Below are 17,449 nucleotides of genomic sequence, written 5' to 3' on the forward strand. Positions count from 1 at the left end.
GTGTTGGTTAAGTCAGGTGGTGGTGAAGGTTTCTGATTGGCGGTGTAGTTCGCGCCCAAGGTCGATTGCGGCGTTGGTGTTCTCCACGATGTAGTCGGACGCATGGCGACATCGGACCACCGACACTAGGCGTGCCCCCGTGATTTCGGCCGGCACCTCACGTCTCGCCATCAGAGCCTCGATGTCGGTGTAGCCACCCGTCACGACTACAACATTCTTGTAGTCACCGTCCTCGACTCGGATACACGATAGGCCGCGGTCCAGTAAGTACTTGAGGGTCAGATCAGCGTCCTCGGGTGTGGCCGCGCCGAGGACAACGGACTTCGTATCGATGATGACGGCAGTTCGCATGTGACTGACTTCGCCCGTCACCGTGGTGCCAATGTGATAGTCGCCATGGTTGACGCGGCATTTGATGGTGATCCCATGAGCCCGCGCAACATCAAGGGCTCGGCGGTCCAGAACCTTCGCACCGCGCGACGCCATGGTCCGCGCCACGTCGTAACTCAGTTCGGGCAAAAGGTGGACGTCGGACACCAAACGGGGATCAGCTGTGTAGACGCCGTCGACGTCAGAATAAATTTCGACGGTGTCTGCACCGATCGCGCTCGCAATGATCAGTGCAGACAGATCACCACTGTTTTTCCCCATCCATGTGAATCGACCCGATGAGTCTGCGCCGTGGCCGCTTGCTACACACAGAATGTCCGCGTCCTCTAGGGCCTGCCAGAGCAGTGCGGTGTCAACAGACTGAATTCGCGACCACAGGGGCGTACGGTCGGTGACAATTCCGTTCTGATGACTGTTCAGTGCATCAGCTCTTGTCCCACTAGCTTCTACTGCAGCCGCGAGAAGCACCGCAGACTCCGTGTCCGGCAAACTGAACAAGGTCGCCGCATACTTCGCACCCGCGTTTGGGTTTACCTGGTGTATCCGGCCACGGGCGGCTTCCGTGGCTCCGGGCGGTGCTGATACAACAGCAATGATTGGCATGGAATGTTCGCGATGCACTCCGATCAGGTACTCGGCGATTCGCTTGTAGTCACTGTGGCCGTTCAGAAAGGTCGATCCTCCGAACTTGACCACAAGGGGTGTCAAGCGGCTCATGCAACCGCTCCTATATTGACACGTTCCGCGATCTGAATCGCGTTGAGGGCTGCGCCAATCCGAACGTTGTCCGCTACGAGCCAGAGCCACAACGCATGCGGGTTGCCAGGGACGGCCCGGATGCGGCCGACGTGAACACGGTCATGGTCGCTAATCGTTGCGGGACTAGGGAACTCCGTGGCGTTCGGATAGACAGTCACCTCGACCGCAGTCGAGAGCGCCTGCACCACTTCGCCTACGTCGACTCGATCTTCAAATTCGATGTAGACCGATTCTGAGTGGCAGTTGAAGACAGGGACGCGCACGCACGTCGCGGTGACAGCGATGTCAGGGTTGTTCAGGATCTTTATCGATTCCTGGGTCATTTTCTGCTCTTCGAGCGAAAACCCAGTGTCCAACGGGACGTCGATCATCGGAAGTACATCGAAAGCTAACATTCGTCCAAACCGGTCGGACTCTCGACGGTCAACAGCGTTCTCGGCTATGACGGCACGGGACGAATTGCGGAGTTCGTCCAGACCGCGGAGTCCTTGACCGGATGCTGCCTGAAAGGTGGTGACGATGACTGTCCGTGGCGACCAGGACTGCAGGGAATGCAGAACTCGCACCAGTGGGATTGTCGAGCAGTTCGGATTGCCGATTATTCCCGAGGTCGGCCGCACCTCGGCGAGACCACCGTTCACCTGGGGAACGATAAGGGGACTGTCAGGATCCATCCGGAATGCATTCGTGTTGTCGATGACAAGTGCGCCGGCCGACGCAGCTTCACGCGCCCACTTCTGACTGACTGATGTCCCAGCCGAAAAGAACGCGATGTCAGTGTCGGAGAAGTCAAATGTGCTGAGTGCCTGCACTTCCAATTCACCGCCCGCGAAGGGCACCGTGCTTCCCGCAGATCGGTCCGAGGCTACCGCGTCAATATGGCTGTGCTGGAATTTACGGTCGTGGATGAGCTCTAGAATTGTCGTTCCGACAGCGCCAGTGGCACCGACGACCGCGATTCTTGGGGCGTCGGCGATCATCGTGTTGCCGCCGGCGCTTCGAGGGGAGCCGCGGCGGCATCCGCTTTGGCCTCAGAAGTGGCCTTGCGACGTCCACCCACGTTGAAGCTCACGGCGAGACTAGCCCCAACGATCAGGATCATGCCCAACACCTGGAGAAGGGTGATTCGAGTACCGAACAATGTCGTATCGACGATGACCGCAACCACGGGGTAGACGAAGCCGAGCACTGCGATCATCGGTGTGGGGAGCTTCTGGTACGACGAGTACATGAGGATGTACATCACGCAGGTGTGGATCACTCCGAGCCCGATCAACCACAACCATCCTGCACCGAGATCGCCGAGCTCGGAATATGTGATGAACGGTGCGAGGAGCGGAATTCCAACGACGCACTGAACCAGGGCGATGATGTGTGGGCGTACTCCGGAAAGCCGCTTGGCGATAATGGTGGCGACTGCGTACAGAACTGCGGCCCCGAGGGCGTAGCCGATGCCGATCATGTACTGGGTATCGCCGAGCAGGTGCCCGCTGGTCAGCCCGGAGACAAGAATGACTCCAACGAACGCGACAACCATCCATGCCCACTTGTTCAGCGTGATTCGCTCGCGAAGGATGAGGGCGCCCAGGATGAGCACGTAAAACGGCTGCGTGTGGTAGACAACCGTCGCCACAGAGATCGAGGTGCTGCCGTAGGCGGCGAACAGAAGAGTCCAGTTGTAGACGATAAAGACACCCCCTAGGGCCGCCAGCCCCAGCTTGGCAGCATTCATCCCACTGCCACTGAAGAAGCCGCGCACGGCGCAGTAGATCGCGAGCGCCACCGCTCCGAACACGCAACGGAAGAACACGACGGTTCCAGGGCTAGCGCCGGATTCGAGAACGAAGGCACCGATCGTTCCGGACAGCACCATTGCCGCGATGAGTTCGATCACGCCGACCTTGCTTGAAGGCTGCGGTTTGACGTCGATCATAATTAACAGGCTCCTACGGTTGAATGACATCTTCATGATGAGTTTGCAGACCCCGGCGGGGAACTACTTGATTCTGCAAGTTGCCCGCACAAATGTGAACGCGGCGGCATTCAAGCTTTCGATGGGTCTATCGAACTCTCGGACGGGCACCACCGACCAATCGGTCTGTTCGATAGGGCTATCGAAGTTCCAGATGGTACTCGAATTCCAGTTCCGCACTACCTGTGGAACATTCTTAACGGCCCAGCCTCAAGCTTCCCGACAAATTTGGAAGGAAATTCATTCCCAATGCTCGAAACCAGAAGAAGTTCGACGCTGGAGCGACCCGCAAAGAAGTCTGTGATCCTCGCGACAATACAATCAGACTCCCACATGTGGAATCTAGTATTTCTGGAGCTTCTTTTAACAGAGGCGGGGCACACCGTCGTGAACCTCGGGCCGTGCACACCGGTCGAGCTCATCGCGGAAACCGCTGCAAGGGTCGACGCGTCCGCAGTTGTCATCAGCAGCGTCAATGGGCACGGGCACTTGGATGCTCCAGCCGTGGCAAAGAGAATTCGAGAGGACGACCGGTGCTCGGGTGTGACACTGGTCGTGGGAGGAAAGCTCGGCGTCAGCGGGGATGCCAACATCGAACACGCAAGCGGGCTAATCGAGGCCGGATTCAATGCGGTATTCGAGGCCACGGCGTCGCCATCTCTTCAGCAGAACGCGTTGCTAGAGATGCTTGGCACCAACCAAGGCCAGCGCGTCATCATGGCGTCATCATCAAAAATAGAAGAGGGGGTATAGCACGATGTCAAATCCGTTTCATGAACGCGTTATGAATGCTAAGGCGTCAGGAAAAATTGCTGTCCAGCCTCGTATGGGTTTCTCAGATCAAGCAAAGATGAGAGACGGACTGATCGCAACTCGAAACGCCGCTGCCGCAACGCTGGGGACAATCACAATTGACAGCTTCACCCGAGTCGGCGACCACGAGTCCGCCGCATTGGCGATAGCGACTGAGGAAGCGCTAAACGGCTACCCACTGGTTGCGCACGGCGCAGAATCGACTGCGCTGATGTGCGCTGACGTGCACGATAGTCAGTTCCCGATCCAGATACGTCACGGATCAGCTCAGCCACAAGACATTGTGCGAACTCTCGTTGACGCGGGCTTTCCAGCCACCGAGGGCGGACCGGTCAGCTACTGCCTGCCTTACAGTCGGCTTCCGATCAGTGCCGCCGTCGACGCATGGGCCGAAACCGCAGAGATCGCGGCCGACAATGATCTCCACCTTGAGACTTTCGGTGGTTGCATGCTTGGCCAGCTATGCCCACCCAGCTTGCTAGTAGCGCTGAGCGTGCTCGAAGGACTTTTTTTCGCTCAGTACGGTGTCAAAAGTATCTCGTTGAGCTACGCGCAGCAGACCAATCTCGACCAAGATGTCGCGGCCGTGACTGCACTTCGCAATCTCGCTGACCGGTACATCGGGGACCGGGCCGAACGACACACCGTCATCTACACCTACATGGGCGTGTATCCACTCACGTCAATCGGATCGAACAGGTTGCTTGAACGAAGCGTCATGCTCGCGCACGCATCGGGCGCGGAGCGACTGATCGTCAAGACCCCAGCCGAAGCGCACCGAATCCCGACAATTGAGGAAAACGTCGCGGCACTCGAACTCGCCGGGCGCATGCGCCCGACCGGTCGACTCGGCCAAGCATCAGAGGAAGAAGCCATAGCAATCATGTCCGAAGCCGACCGCTTGATTGCTGCGACGCTCGAGCAATCGGACAATGTTGGTCACGCCTTGAACCTCGCCTTCGGCCGTGGCCTGTTGGACGTCCCATTCTGCCTGCACACCGATAACGCCAATCTCGCACGCGCCACGGTTCGAGCAGACGGGCGATTGGAATGGAGTGATACCGGGCGGATGCCGATTTCGGCGGTATCGGGCGCAGCGTTGTTGCGCTCCGATCAACTCCTGGTTGTGCTCAATTACAACCAAACTCGATTCGACCGGGAACAACTATCTGGCGGCGTCGATCGGGTTCTGACATGACTAGCCGAAGCTTGGCTGAGGTACGGCGGACCGGCCTTCGCGTCTCGGTTTCCCTCGGGATACCGGGGCTATCGCTTGTCCGCGCCGACGGCACAGCTACGGGCCTCGATGTCGACTTTGCCCGCGCAGTCTCAATTGCCTTGACGGGGGACGACTCATCGATTGAGTGGATGCCGACCGCACCCGAGGAACGTATCCCCGCGGTCTCGGCGGGGTATGCCGACCTCGGCGCGTCGAACACCTCGTGGACTACCGCACGTGACGCCGACGTGTTGTTCGTTGGGGTCCTTTGCCACGATGGGGAAGGCTTCATGACGTTGAGTTCAGTGATTGAGCTTGCGGAATTGCACGGTAGCTCGGTTTCCGTGCAGGCAGGAACCACGACCACTTTGAATCTGGACCGCTTACGTCGGGAACACGGAATTACGCTCAACGCTATCGAGGCTCCAACTCCCGACGCTGCGCTTCATGCCTACCTGAGCGGCGAAACAACCGCATACGTGCTGGATCGATCCGCGCTGGCCGGCATCCGCGCAAACCTCCAAGACCCAGAGGCCCATCGAGTACTCCCTGACACCATCTCCTACGAGCCGATGGCACCTTTCGTATCGTCCGAGAATGTCGAACTTTTTCGTATCTGCCGACACGTGCTGTTCACACTATTAAATGCGGAGGTTACGGCTGTCCACTCAGCCGACGCCCTCGCACGACTAGTAGGTGAGACGGATGAGCTTGCTTCACGATGGGGACTGTCGGATGGCTGGCTCAGAACTGTCTTGGACCGAATCGGGCACTACGGCGATATTTATGCTGCAAACCTCGGAGAACGGTCGACTCTGAATCTAGCGCGATCAGCCTCGAATCAGCCCATACGAAGTGCGGGAGGCCAGTTCTCGCCACCGTGACTGGTTGAATGATTCGGGCCCATCTTTCCCTTACTCGGTGCTCAGGGCGAGTTGCTTACGCAATTCTAACCAAGAGCAAAAGATGGATTCCTGGTGATATCTGGCCTTGTGTGCCGATATCTGCGTAATAGGTGCAGGGTCGATTGCCGCGGTCACGTATGCGCCGCTGCTGTCCAGTAACTTGGGTATCGCCCTACATGCATACTGGTGTGAGCCTACTTTGCCGAATGAATGGGGACTTCATTGCGAGCAACCTTCGGCCATGGCTTGGCGAATTCTGACCTTCTGAAGTCGGAAGCGGTTCAGGCGCAAAAGGTCACTGCTCATATGGCAGGCTACACATCACGTCAGCGCGAACCAATCATCGATGTGGACGGCGACACGGCCCGGATAGGGTGCAGTTGATCGGAATCCACGTTTCACACGGTGCTTTGGACGGCGAGCTTCTCCGGGCAGACAGGTTCGATATTGTGGCCTACTGCATAGGTTTAGTTTTGCGTACGGACTTTGGTTGGCGGATTGACATGCTGACCTTCACGATCGTGTGGGATCAGGTCTGGCAACGCCGAGAAAGTAGGCCGGTCACGGAGCCAAGCGAACGCGAGTTCGCCAGGTCCAAGACATCTTCGCCACCGGTATCTGGCTCATGGGCCAAATAAGACCCCGGATATTGCGCTAGAAATGTAAGGTCCCTTTGCTTGTCTCTGCTGTTTTTTCAAAGAAAGGTGGGCCCGTGACAGGCGGAGTGCCAGAGGATGCACAAGTTGTATTGAATGCTAGGAAGGACGCGCTTGATGTAATCAGGAGAAAGGTAATAACACTCACGGTATTCGCACTATTCGTTTTATGTTGGATACCATTCTCTGCACTAACTATCCTCGGCGGCGGCAGTGCTTCATCTGGCGGTGTAGGCGATGCCCTCTGGCAGGTTTACTACGAAATTTCTGGTCGGATTACCTCGTCTGAAGCGTTCGATGGCGTGATTGCATGTCTTGGGGTGTGCGCGACAATGACGGTTACCTTGACAGTAGGACGGTCTAGGAATCTCGATCTGGTCCAAAAGGTTCAACATGCCGTATGGAGGAACTGTTTGAGTGGGGTTGCGTATGTGGCGGCCGTGGGGTCGCTGGTGCTGGCCGCACTGACTTCAATCAGCGGGGGACCGCGAACCAGCTCAGGGGTATGGACCTTAGCTCTGTTCTTTGCGGCAGTGTGTGTGATGCTGGCGTCTTCCATCGCGGCCGACTCGAACGAGACCGATCTGCTGACCCGATACAACGTTTCAGGCGCGAGGCTGCGTAGAGTGATTCGCCGCAGGCGACGGATCGGTTCCATGGCCTACATCAGTCGGGACTTTGCGTGCTTGCCGCGCAAATCTCGCGTGCTGGGATACATCCTCCGGGCTATCGCCATCGGGTCAATGCCGGCGGTGGTGTTGGTTGGCATATCCTTGACTATGTCAATCGCCCGGGGTGCTTCAAACTCGATTGGTCTACAGGACGCCCGAAGAGCGATTGCTTTGGCTTTGATCGGTAGTGTTACTGCCTTAATCTTAGGGTACTACTCGTATCTTCGATGGGTTGGATACGATACCTCTAGAGAAAAGTGGCAATTGCTATTCAAGTCGTACGTCATTAGGTCCGTTGGAATTGCTCTGGCTCTTCTGACTGCGTACGCTGGAAGCGGCACGTGGTTAGCATTCGGTGTACTAACATCCTATCTCTTATCCGTGCCAACGAGCGTCTGGACGGTAATACACTTGTCACGCGTCCGGCCGCATACGCGCCTGATCGGATGGCTCGGGGCTCCATTTTGGGGTGCCGTTTCGATCAATCTCGAGCAGGCGCGACGCCGCCAATCGGGTGCTAGGAGACAGGCGCGTGAAGCCTTGAACGGGCTAGGTCAATAACAGCTTTAATCGCGGTCATTTTGGAACTGTGAACAATTCATCGATCGGATAGTGAGTTTCGGAAAGTCAGCTCGAAATAGCTGCGGTGCGCTGCCTCTGATTTCGGTGTCATATTCCGGCGCGCGCCGTAATGCCTTCTTCTTCCCAAACGTGCCGGGTGTGGGTGGCGCTGTGGTTTAATCGCCACGCTTCCAATACGACAGGCGTGACGTGCGAAGAGGTAGGGAAATGCTGACGTGTTCGGGCGACCGCGAGGATTGGGTCGAACTTGAGTCGGATATCTCTTATGCCGCAACTGTGCTGCGGGTAGCGAGGATTGTCAGCCTTGTGGCGAAGGGCGGCGGAAATTGGAGTATTTGCGACAGTCCACCGAGTTTGTTGACATCAACCTTTGTGTCTATGCGCGCCGTGCCTTCGGCCGCCGCCGACTATGCATTGAAGGCGACGATCGTGTGGGTTGCGTTGGCCGTTCAGACTCGGCCCTCTGGCTGGGCGTGCCGCAGGCGTCGTCGAACTGTTTCAACGCCGCAATTATAGCGCTCGGCAATACGAGCGTACGTCCAACCCAGTGCCCGCAGGGTGCGCGCGGCTTCGACTTCTGCCTCAGACAGTCCTGTCTGGCGTAGCCGCACGCCCGCTTGCTTCAGTGACTTGCTAATCACCGTGTGGTGAACGTCAAGCTCCTTCGCCAGGCCTTTCACCGACTGTCCGGCCGCGTACACGCTCACAGCATGCCGCAGTTCTTTCTCGGTGAGGGACGTTCGGCGACGGGTGAGTTTCGGAGCGGGGCTCTGTGTGGGGGCGGGTCTGGGTCAGGTTTGTGTAAGGGTGGTCATCTGACGTGCAGTTTCGGGGTTCGAGAGTTTTCCACTCAGGACCACCATTCACAGCGATTCTCGGCTCGCACGAACCTCCCTCACGATCTGCTGCGCCCGATGTTCTTCGGGCAGTCGATCACCTCTACCGAAGAGCTTGTGACGCAATGTGCCCGGCGTGTATTCGGTCCGGTAAACACCCCGCCGCTGCAATTCGGGAACGACGAATCGCACGACATCCTCGAAGGTCCCCGGAGTGATGGCGTAGGCAAGATTGAAGCCGTCGACGTCGGTCTCGTCCACCCACTCCTGCAATTGGTCCGCGACTTCGCCGGGGGAGCCGACGATGCGCGGACCGGCACCGCCGATTCCGCCCCACTCGGCGATATCGCGGACCGTCCATTCCTTGCCGTCGGCCCCGATCGACTGGAACGACGCGACGAACGACTGAATCGCGTTGCTCTCGACATTGCCGAGCGGCTCGTCGAGCGCATACCGCGACAGGTCGACTCCCATCCAACCTGACATGAACACCAACGCACCCTCGGCACTGGCATACGACCGATACTCGTCGTGCTTGGCGTGGGCGAGCTCTGATGTCTCGTCGGTGACGATGGTAAGCAACTGGTAGATCCGTGCCGAGTACGGATCGCGGCCGGCATCGCGCAAGGCTCGACGAATATTCGAAACCGTTTGCGCCAGAATCTCCTTGGTGGGTGCGCCGACGAAGATCGCCTCGGCATTCTGCGCCGCGAACCGCACGCCGCGTGGTGACGCGCCGGCCTGGAAGATCACCGGCGTCCGCTGCGGCGACGGCTCGGCCAGATGGATACCCGGCACCGTGAAGTGCTTGCCGCGGTGGCCGATTCGATGCACCTTGGTGGGGTCGGTGAACACGCCCGTTTCGCGATCACGGACCACCGCGTCGTCGTCCCACGATGCCTCCCACAGCTTGTAGAGCACCTCGAGGTATTCGTCGGCGTGGTCGTAACGATCGTCGTGTTTCAGCTGATCGTCGTGTCCCATGTTCTGCGCCGCCGACGGCAGATACCCGGTGACGACGTTCCACCCGATGCGGCCGTTGGTCAGATGATCGAGCGTGGAGAGTCTGCGTGCGAACGGATACGGATGCTCGAAACCGGTTCCCGCGGTGATGCCGAAGCCCAGATGCTCGGTAACGGCGGCCTGCGCGCTGACGAGCAGGAGTGGATCCGACACCGGAATCTGCGCTCCATGCCGGATGGCTGCGTCGTGATTGCCGCCGTACACGTCGTAGGTGCCGAGGACGTCGGCCACGAACAGGCCATCGAACAGCCCGCGCTCCAACAGCTTCGCAAGATCGGTCCAGCAACCAAGTTCCTTGTACCGCCACGACTGATCGAGCGGATGACGCCACAGACCGGGGGACTGATGCGCGACGCAATTCATGTCGAAGGCATTGAAACGAATCTCGCGTGACACCGGGGAAACTCCTTCGGCAGGACGACCTGTCTTGGATATCGACAGCGATGCGACGCTACCGACGACCCAGACCGGTGGGAACAGTTCGGATCGTGATGAGTCGATAGCTGGTCATCGAGCCGCCGACACCTCAGTGTTGCGCCGTCACATCACTGAAAAGAGCGTCGGAGCATGATCGAGATAGCGCAGTTGACCAAGACCTACGGGACAGGGGAGAGCACAACCGTCGTACTCGACCGGCTGGATTTCTCGGTTCGGTCCGGCGAGATTCTCGCCGTGGTCGGCCCCAGCGGTGCCGGCAAGAGCACGCTGGCCCAGTGCATCAACCTGCTCACCCGGCCCACCTCGGGCTCGGTGATCGTCAACGGGGACGACCTGACGGCGTTGAATCCCAAACAACTTCGGGTTGCGCGGCGGCGCATCGGCACGGTGTTTCAGTCTTCGAGTCTTCTCTCGCGTCGAACCGTGGCGGAGAACGTCGCCTTGCCATTGGACTTCCTCGGGGCGACGAAAGCCGAGACGGCCATGAGAGTGGGCGAGCTTCTCGACCGAGTGGGATTGTCCGACAAAGCCGCTCGCTATCCCTTTCAACTCTCGGGCGGACAGCGGCAACGAGTGGGAATTGCGCGTGCGTTGGCGCTTCGACCGTCGGTGCTGCTCTCCGACGAGGCGACCTCCGGCTTGGATCCGCAGACCACCGAATCGGTGGTCGAGTTGCTGCGAGAACTGCGCCAGGACCTCGACCTCGCCATCGTGTTCATCACCCACGAAATGGATACCGTTCTGCGAGCCGCTGATTCGGTGGCCAGACTCGATCACGGACGCATCGTCGAATCGGGTCGGCTGGTCGACCTACTGACCGACCACACGTCGGCGCTCGGCAACGAGCTGCGCCCCAGGCGTGACGACGCACAGGCTGCAGCCGGCGACGTGCGCTGGTACGTCACCTACGACTCGCCCGACGTTCCGCAGGACTGGATCTCGCGGCTGGGCCAGGACCCGGGCGCACCGGTTGCGCTGTTGGGAGCCTCCGTTCAGGTAGTGGCCGGAGTGGCTGTCGGAAGTGCGTCGCTCGGCATCGGTGCCCACCTGAGTGGACGCGTCCCCGGTGCACTGAAAGCCCTGGGGTTGTCCGGATCTGCACAGACCGCGCAGCCGATCTTCGAGGCTGCGTCGTGATCGCAATCGTGGCCGCAGGCAACAAGGTTCCGGTCGACGAGCTGCCTGCTCTCCTCCTGCCTGCGCTCGGCGACACACTGACCATGGTCGGCATCGTGATGTTCATCGTGGTGCTCGTCGGTGTGCCGCTCGGAGCGGTGCTGTTCAACCTCGGCCCCGGCGGACTGTTCGAAAACCCGGTGTTCCATGCGCCGATCAGCTGGATCGTCAGCATCGGGCGGTCGTTGCCGTTCCTGATCTTGATGGCTGCGTTGGTTCCGGTCACTCGTTGGATCACCGGAACCAATATCGGTATTGCAGCCGCGGTGGTACCGATGTCGTTGGCGGGCATCGCATTCTTCACCCGCATCGTCGAGAACTCTCTCCGCTCGGTCCCGACGTCGGTGGTCGACGTCGCCCGGGCGTCCGGCGGTTCCACGCTGCAGGTGACCACCACACAATTGTCCGAGGCCGTGCCGTCGATCATCGGAGGCCTGACCATCAACGTCATCGCCATGATCGAATACTCGGCCATCGCCGGCACCATCGGAGCGGGCGGAATCGGTTATGTCGCAGTCACATACGGATACCAAAGATTCGATCACACCGTCACGATCGTCATCCTGATTCTCACTGTCGCCGTCGTGCAGCTCGTCGGCGATGCGCTCGTTCGCTTCACCACACCTCATCAGCGCGCATTGCGCACTGCTTGAACCACATTCGAAAGGTCTCATCCATCATGACAACGTCCACCGAAGCGCACGGCTTCGAGCTGAAGAACCGTCGGAAAGCGCCCTGGATCATCGGGGCCGTCGTGCTGCTGATCGCACTCGCCGTGGTTGTCCGCACCGCGTTCTTCGGCGACACGGCCTCGGCCAACGAAACCGAGGGCGCAACACTCGTCGTCGCCACTGCCGAAGGCAACGCATCCGAGCAGGCACTCGTCGAATTCGTCGCCGATCAGGTAGCTCCCAAGTACGGCATCACGGTTGCATTCCGCGGACTCGCCGACAGCAACACCATCAACCGCGCGGTGAGTGAGGGCGAGGTGGCCGCCACGGTGTACCAGCACAAGCTGTGGCTCGGACAGGTACTCGAATCCAACCCCGACTTCCAAGAAGAGGCCGCAACCCCGGTGTTCCGTTGGGGCTTCGGATTGTGGTCCGACAAGTACTCCGACTCAGCTCAACTGCCGGACGGCGCAACGGTCTCGCTCTACTCGGATCCCGCCAACGAAGCGCAGGGTCTGTGGGTACTCGAGCGAGCCGGTCTGATCACCCTCGACCCCGCGGTCGACAAGTCGACGGCCACGCAGAAGGACATCGTCGGAAACCCGAAGAACCTGAAGTTCACGTTGCTGGACTTCGCCGCGCAATCGCGGGCATTGCCGGATCTCGATGCAGCAGTGGGCTATACGGAGTACTACCTCGCGGCCGGAATTCCCGTCGAGAAGCAGATCTTCGCACCACCGGCACCGGACGAGTTCGCCGGCCAGCTCACGATCGGTAGCCGGTGGGCGGACAGCGACAACATCAAGAACCTCGTCGCCGCGTTCAAGGACCCTGCGGTCCAGGAGTTCCTCGCCACCGACCCGCGGGTGAAGGACATCCTCCTGCCACTTCAGTAACGGCCTCGCGCCCGACGGTCCGACAGCGGACCGTCGGGCGCAGCGGTGGTGCTACGTTCGGTCGGAAGACGACACGATGTGAGGCGGACGACGTGACCCGGTACGAATCGTTGACAGGTTTACTCGACGAGCGGTACTCATGCCGGCAGTTCCTGCCGAAGCAGGTATCACGGGACGTGCTCGAACAGTTGTTGGCGGCCGCCCAGCGCACTCCATCGTGGTCGAACACCCAGTCGTGGCAAATAATCGTGACCGAGGGCGATGCCACGCGAAAGTTCTCCGAGGCCTTGGTGGAACATGTGGCGTCCGGTGTGCCGCAACCGGATTTTCCGTTTCCGGCCAACTACAACGCCCTGCACCGGGCACGTCGTCGTGAGTGTGGCGGTGCGCTCTACGAGAGCATCGGCGTGGTCAAGTCCGACACCGAGGCGACGACGCGTCAGTTCATTCGCAATTTCGAGCTGTTCGACGCCCCGCACGCGGCAATCATCACCACCGATGCGGACCTGGGTGTCTACGGTGCCGTCGACTGCGGGCTGTATCTGCAGACGTTCCTGCTGGGCGCGCAGAGTCTCGGGCTCGGCGCGATAGCTCAGGCCGCGCTCGCCGCGTACTCGCCGTTCGTCCACGAATGGTTCGATATCCCGGATACCCGCAGGGTGGTAGCCGGCATCTCGTTCGGCTACCCCGACGAGAGCCACCCGATCAACGGATTCCGCACCAGCCGTGCACCGTTGAGTGAGACGGTGACCTTTTTCAGCTGAGGTGTGACGGCGTCAGCTCTGGAGCCGACCAACCAGTTCCGTACCCAGATCCGTGCCCGATCGCCATGCGCTTTCCACCCTGGGCGCGCCGGATTCACACCATTGATCGCCTGCGAATCCGACGAGCCGCCCGTCCCGCAGCTCGAGCGCGAAGGTGGAATCATGTTGCGCCGCAGGCTTTGCGAACGTCCAGCGATGGGCATGCGTCCAGTTGGGTGCCGTGGAGATTACCGACAGTTCGCGTAGCGCGTCGAGGACCGGGGCGATCACTGCGTCGGGATCGGCGAGGTGCTGCTGTGCCCGCTCGGGGGTCGTGTGAACCACCAGCACCGGCGCACCGTCACCCCGCCGGGCACCGTCGTCGACGACGAACGCGATATCGGGATGATCGTTGACGAAGGCCGCGTCGCGGAACGGCACATCCAACCCGTCGAATCCACATGCCACCGCGATGACCGGTTCGTAATCGACGGCGTCGGGGACTGTGGTCAGTCGAGTCGCTTGAGGATCGGGCATCGCAACCACGACGTGGCCGTCGGGTAGGTCGGTCAACTCGGAGGCACCTTCGATGTCGAAGTCTGCCAGCATGTCTCGCACCAGAGAACGAAGCCCGTGTGGCGTGGCCCAACGGACCGGCCCGGTGGTGGTGCACGGTTCTGTGTCGGGCTTGAGGATGCCGAAGGTGTTGGCCCACTGGCGCGCAAGGCCCCTCGACTCCCAGTCCGACACAACCGTCGCGAAATCTTGATCTCGGACGGTGAAGTAACCGGCACCCAAATCCACACGACGCCCGTGAAGCTCGGGGGAGGACATCCGTCCGCCCGGGGCACGTCCTCGATCGACGATGCGGAACGGGACGCCCGCCGCGCGCAGTACTCGGGCACAGGCGGCACCCGCGATACCCGCGCCGACAATGGTGATCGAGTCCGTGGTGCGCCCAACATCGACAGTCATGTCGTCAGTATGCCCGGCGGACCGAGTAAGTAAGCCCGCCTTATGTACTACGCATTGTCTGGACAATTCGGCCACCTGCTGCGGAGGGCCCGACCTTGTGCTGAACTGTTGAAATGGCAATTACGGATAAGCCAGATACCGGAGAGCACGGACTGGGAACCAGTCTCAAGCCGCGGCACGTGACGATGATCTCGATAGCCGGAGTGATCGGTGCCGGACTGTTCGTCGGCTCCGCCAACGCCATCGCCACCGCAGGACCTGCGGTGCTGCTGGCCTACTTCTTCGCCGGACTCCTCGTCATCCTGGTGATGCGCATGCTCGGGGAAATGGCCACCGCCAACCCCGACACCGGTTCGTTCTCGACGTATGCGACCCGGGCACTGGGACATTGGGCCGGCTTCTCCGTCGGATGGCTGTACTGGTGGTTCTGGGTGTTGGTGATCCCCGTCGAGGCAACCGCCGCTGCCGCCATCCTCACCAACTGGCTGGGCGGTGCCCAATGGATGTGGGCCCTGATCATCGTCGTTGCGCTCACCGCGACCAACCTGATCAGCGTCGGCAATTACGGCGAGTTCGAGTTCTGGTTCGCGTTGGTGAAGGTCGTGGCCATCGTCGCGTTCATCGGTCTCGGCATCGCGGCCATCCTGGGCTGGCTGCCGAACTCCGAAGTCAGTGGCGTAGACCAATTGTGGGCCTCCGGCGGCTTCATGCCGCTCGGCTTCGGCGCGGTGATCGCAGCCATGCTGACGACGATGTTCTCGTTCATGGGATCCGAGATCGTCACCATCGCTGCAGCCGAGTCCAAGGATCCTGCAAAGGGCATCACCCGTGCCACCAATTCGGTGATCTGGCGTATCTCGATCTTCTACTTCGGATCGATCTTCGTCATCGTCGCGCTCGTTCCCTGGAACGAATTGGACCCGGCAACCGGCTCCTACCAGTATGTGCTGTCCAAGATGGGAATTCCCCACGCGGAGACCATCATGGACATCGTCATTCTGACCGCAGTGGCGTCGTGCCTCAATTCGGCGCTCTACACCGCGTCGCGCATGCTCTACTCGCTCGGTGATCGCGGCGATGCGCCGCGCTCAGTCAAGAAGATCACCGCCAACGGAGTGCCGTGGGTTGCCGTCATCGCCTCGATGGTGCTCGGCTTCCTCGCCGTCGTCGGAAACTACATTCTTCCCGAGAAGCTCTTCACCTACTTGCTCGCGACCACCGGTGCCGTAGCTCTGTTCGTCTACCTTGCCATCGCCAGCAGTCAACTGGTGCTGCGTCGCCAACTCGATCGCGACGGCGAGCGCCCGGCCGTTCTGATGTGGCTCTATCCGTGGCTCACCTATTTGGCCATCGGATTCATCGTCTTCGTCTTGGTGATGATGGTGGTGCGGCCGGAGCAACGATCGTCGATCCTCCTCTCGGCGGTGCTGGCGGCGGTGACGGTGATCGGCGGAATCATCGTTCAACGCCGAAACACGCGGCGCGACAAGGTTGCCGCCCGCGTGTCCGGTGACTCGGCCTAGATCCCGGCGTAGACCTGGCGGTACAGATCGACGATCTGCTCAGCCGTCGGAACGACCGGATTGTTACCGGGGCTGCCGGACGCGAGAGCCTGCTCGGCCATCAGCGGCAACAGGTCGTCCCACGTCGACTTGTCGATGCCGAACGTCTCAGGAGTGGGAACTTCGACCTCACGGCACAGTGTGACGATGGCGTCCTGCAATTTGCCACCGGCAACCGCGTCCGAATCGGCTTCCGATGCCGCACCGAGGGCGCGGGCGCAGTCGGCGTAGCGGGACTGGGCTCCGCCGATGGAGAAGGCTGTGACAGCGGGCAACAGCATCGCGTTGGACAGCCCATGCGCGACATGGAAATGCGCGCCGATCGGTCGACTCATCCCGTGGACCAGACAGACACTGGCGTTGGAGAACGCCATTCCCGCTTGGGTGGACGCATGCATCATGGCCTCGCGTGCCTGCCGGTCGTCTCCGTCTCGATACGCCCGCAGCAGCGACGTTCCGATGGTGCGAATCGCGCTGAGCGCCAAACCGTCGGAGATGGGGTTGGCCTTCTTGCTGACGTATGCCTCGATGGCGTGTGTCAGAGCGTCGACGCCGGTATCGGCGGTCAGACGCGCCGGCATCGACATTGTCAGCTCGAAGTCGATGATCGACGCGATCGGCAGAAAGGACAGGCCGGGGCACAGCATCTTCTCGTCCGAGGCCACGTCGGTGATGATGGTGAACTGCGTTGCCTCCGAACCACTTCCCGCGGTCGTCGGAATGGCGATGATCGGAAGCGCCGGACCGGTGGAGAGCACCGGGGCCTTGAAGTCCCGCATAGTCCCGCCCTGAACAGCGAGAATGGCTAACGCCTTGGCCGTGTCCATCGGACTGCCGCCGCCGAACCCGATGATGGAATCGGCCGAATGCTGCTGCACCGCTTCGAGACCGGCGATCAGCGAATCCGTCGTTGGATCGGGCACGGTGCCCGAGAACAGAGCAGGCGACTTACCGGCCTCGGTCATGATCGTCATCAGTCGATCGGCCGAGCCGTTGCCTGCCATGAACGCATCGGTGACGAGTAGGGGACGAGATACGGCCAGGTCGGTCAGTACCGTACCCAGCTCCTCGACAGCACCGCCGCCGAGTTTCAGAAAACGTGGGAAAGAGATATTGGCAACCATGGAGTGCTCCTTCGCGGTATCTCCATGTGCGTGGAACT

At 60.4% G+C, this 17,449-nt stretch carries 14 protein-coding genes; 8 read left to right on the forward strand and 6 right to left on the reverse strand.

Annotation, left to right across the window (positions count from 1 at the left end; genetic code table 11):
- Positions 1–12 precede the first annotated feature (12 nt).
- Genes CH266_RS19270 through CH266_RS19280 form a run of 3 tightly spaced genes read right to left on the reverse strand, consistent with a single transcriptional unit; the run spans position 13 to position 3,082 of the window.
- Positions 13–1,107, reverse strand: coding sequence for an amino acid kinase family protein (locus CH266_RS19270; RefSeq protein WP_094715951.1), 1,095 nt, complete (start codon positions 1,105–1,107; stop codon positions 13–15).
- Positions 1,104–2,129: an aspartate-semialdehyde dehydrogenase gene (locus tag CH266_RS19275; protein WP_094664565.1), complete on the reverse strand. Its 1,026-nt coding sequence runs from the start codon at positions 2,127–2,129 to the stop codon at positions 1,104–1,106. Before CH266_RS19275 ends, CH266_RS19270 begins: the two co-directional genes overlap by 4 nt.
- On the reverse strand, positions 2,126–3,082 hold the full coding sequence (locus CH266_RS19280; RefSeq protein WP_094715952.1) for a DMT family transporter: 957 nt from the start codon (positions 3,080–3,082) through the stop codon (positions 2,126–2,128). Before CH266_RS19280 ends, CH266_RS19275 begins: the two co-directional genes overlap by 4 nt.
- 288 nt (positions 3,083–3,370) lie before the next feature.
- Between CH266_RS19280 and CH266_RS19285 the strand changes: the two genes are divergently transcribed.
- Genes CH266_RS19285 through CH266_RS26055 form a run of 3 tightly spaced genes read left to right on the forward strand, consistent with a single transcriptional unit; the run spans position 3,371 to position 6,037 of the window.
- Entirely contained in the window at positions 3,371–3,874 is a 504-nt protein-coding gene (locus CH266_RS19285; RefSeq protein WP_094665033.1) for a cobalamin B12-binding domain-containing protein, read from the forward strand.
- Between the two features lie 4 nt (positions 3,875–3,878).
- Entirely contained in the window at positions 3,879–5,132 is a 1,254-nt protein-coding gene (locus CH266_RS19290; RefSeq protein WP_094715953.1) for a methylaspartate mutase, read from the forward strand.
- Complete coding sequence (locus CH266_RS26055; protein WP_094665029.1) at positions 5,129–6,037, forward strand: transporter substrate-binding domain-containing protein; 909 nt, start codon at positions 5,129–5,131, stop codon at positions 6,035–6,037. Before CH266_RS19290 ends, CH266_RS26055 begins: the two co-directional genes overlap by 4 nt.
- 2,793 nt (positions 6,038–8,830) lie before the next feature.
- Here the strand turns inward: CH266_RS26055 and CH266_RS19305 are convergent.
- Complete coding sequence (locus CH266_RS19305; protein WP_094715954.1) at positions 8,831–10,222, reverse strand: LLM class flavin-dependent oxidoreductase; 1,392 nt, start codon at positions 10,220–10,222, stop codon at positions 8,831–8,833.
- Between the two features lie 171 nt (positions 10,223–10,393).
- Here CH266_RS19305 and CH266_RS19310 point away from each other — a divergent pair, with 171 nt between their 5' ends.
- From CH266_RS19310 to CH266_RS19325, 4 genes are all read left to right on the forward strand, one after another.
- The gene (locus CH266_RS19310; RefSeq protein WP_094715955.1) at positions 10,394–11,401 is read left to right on the forward strand and encodes a methionine ABC transporter ATP-binding protein; all 1,008 of its coding nucleotides are present in this window, start codon (positions 10,394–10,396) and stop codon (positions 11,399–11,401) included.
- Between the two features lie 83 nt (positions 11,402–11,484).
- Positions 11,485–12,093 carry a methionine ABC transporter permease gene (locus CH266_RS19315; RefSeq protein ID WP_094716047.1) on the forward strand — a complete coding sequence of 203 codons (609 nt, stop codon included), beginning with the start codon at positions 11,485–11,487 and terminating at the stop codon, positions 12,091–12,093.
- A 26-nt stretch (positions 12,094–12,119) separates the two neighbouring features.
- On the forward strand, positions 12,120–13,007 hold the full coding sequence (locus CH266_RS19320) for a MetQ/NlpA family ABC transporter substrate-binding protein (protein WP_094715956.1): 888 nt from the start codon (positions 12,120–12,122) through the stop codon (positions 13,005–13,007).
- A 92-nt stretch (positions 13,008–13,099) separates the two neighbouring features.
- Positions 13,100–13,771 (forward strand): nitroreductase, encoded by a 672-nt coding sequence (locus tag CH266_RS19325; protein ID WP_094715957.1) that lies wholly within the window; start codon positions 13,100–13,102, stop codon positions 13,769–13,771.
- A 12-nt stretch (positions 13,772–13,783) separates the two neighbouring features.
- On the opposite strand, the gene CH266_RS19330 is transcribed toward CH266_RS19325, so the two are convergent.
- Positions 13,784–14,725 (reverse strand): NAD(P)/FAD-dependent oxidoreductase, encoded by a 942-nt coding sequence (locus CH266_RS19330; protein WP_094715958.1) that lies wholly within the window; start codon positions 14,723–14,725, stop codon positions 13,784–13,786.
- A 113-nt stretch (positions 14,726–14,838) separates the two neighbouring features.
- Here CH266_RS19330 and CH266_RS19335 point away from each other — a divergent pair, with 113 nt between their 5' ends.
- Complete coding sequence (locus tag CH266_RS19335; RefSeq protein WP_027497435.1) at positions 14,839–16,248, forward strand: amino acid permease; 1,410 nt, start codon at positions 14,839–14,841, stop codon at positions 16,246–16,248.
- Here CH266_RS19335 and CH266_RS19340 read toward each other — a convergent pair.
- The gene (locus CH266_RS19340) at positions 16,245–17,411 is read right to left on the reverse strand and encodes an iron-containing alcohol dehydrogenase (protein ID WP_032370265.1); all 1,167 of its coding nucleotides are present in this window, start codon (positions 17,409–17,411) and stop codon (positions 16,245–16,247) included. The two genes, CH266_RS19335 and CH266_RS19340, sit on opposite strands and share 4 nt — an antisense overlap.
- Positions 17,412–17,449: the final 38 nt, after the last annotated feature.

The organism is Rhodococcus sp. 06-1474-1B, assembly GCF_002258885.1.
Lineage (GTDB): Bacteria > Actinomycetota > Actinomycetes > Mycobacteriales > Mycobacteriaceae > Rhodococcoides > Rhodococcoides fascians.

Bases quoted from the DNA above. Each gene is read 5' to 3' on its own strand.
- CH266_RS19330 (WP_094715958.1), bottom strand. From the start codon at position 14,725: ATGACTGTCGATGTTGGGCGCACCACGGACTCGATCACCATTGTCGGC.
- CH266_RS19280 (WP_094715952.1), bottom strand. From the start codon at position 3,082: ATGATCGACGTCAAACCGCAGCCTTCAAGCAAGGTCGGCGTGATCGAA.
- CH266_RS19340 (WP_032370265.1), bottom strand. From the start codon at position 17,411: ATGGTTGCCAATATCTCTTTCCCACGTTTTCTGAAACTCGGCGGCGGT.
- CH266_RS19290 (WP_094715953.1), top strand. From the start codon at position 3,879: ATGTCAAATCCGTTTCATGAACGCGTTATGAATGCTAAGGCGTCAGGA.
- CH266_RS19320 (WP_094715956.1), top strand. From the start codon at position 12,120: ATGACAACGTCCACCGAAGCGCACGGCTTCGAGCTGAAGAACCGTCGG.
- CH266_RS19270 (WP_094715951.1), bottom strand. From the start codon at position 1,107: ATGAGCCGCTTGACACCCCTTGTGGTCAAGTTCGGAGGATCGACCTTT.
- CH266_RS19310 (WP_094715955.1), top strand. From the start codon at position 10,394: ATGATCGAGATAGCGCAGTTGACCAAGACCTACGGGACAGGGGAGAGC.
- CH266_RS19275 (WP_094664565.1), bottom strand. From the start codon at position 2,129: ATGATCGCCGACGCCCCAAGAATCGCGGTCGTCGGTGCCACTGGCGCT.
- CH266_RS19335 (WP_027497435.1), top strand. From the start codon at position 14,839: ATGGCAATTACGGATAAGCCAGATACCGGAGAGCACGGACTGGGAACC.
- CH266_RS19315 (WP_094716047.1), top strand. From the start codon at position 11,485: ATGGTCGGCATCGTGATGTTCATCGTGGTGCTCGTCGGTGTGCCGCTC.
- CH266_RS19285 (WP_094665033.1), top strand. From the start codon at position 3,371: ATGCTCGAAACCAGAAGAAGTTCGACGCTGGAGCGACCCGCAAAGAAG.
- CH266_RS26055 (WP_094665029.1), top strand. From the start codon at position 5,129: ATGACTAGCCGAAGCTTGGCTGAGGTACGGCGGACCGGCCTTCGCGTC.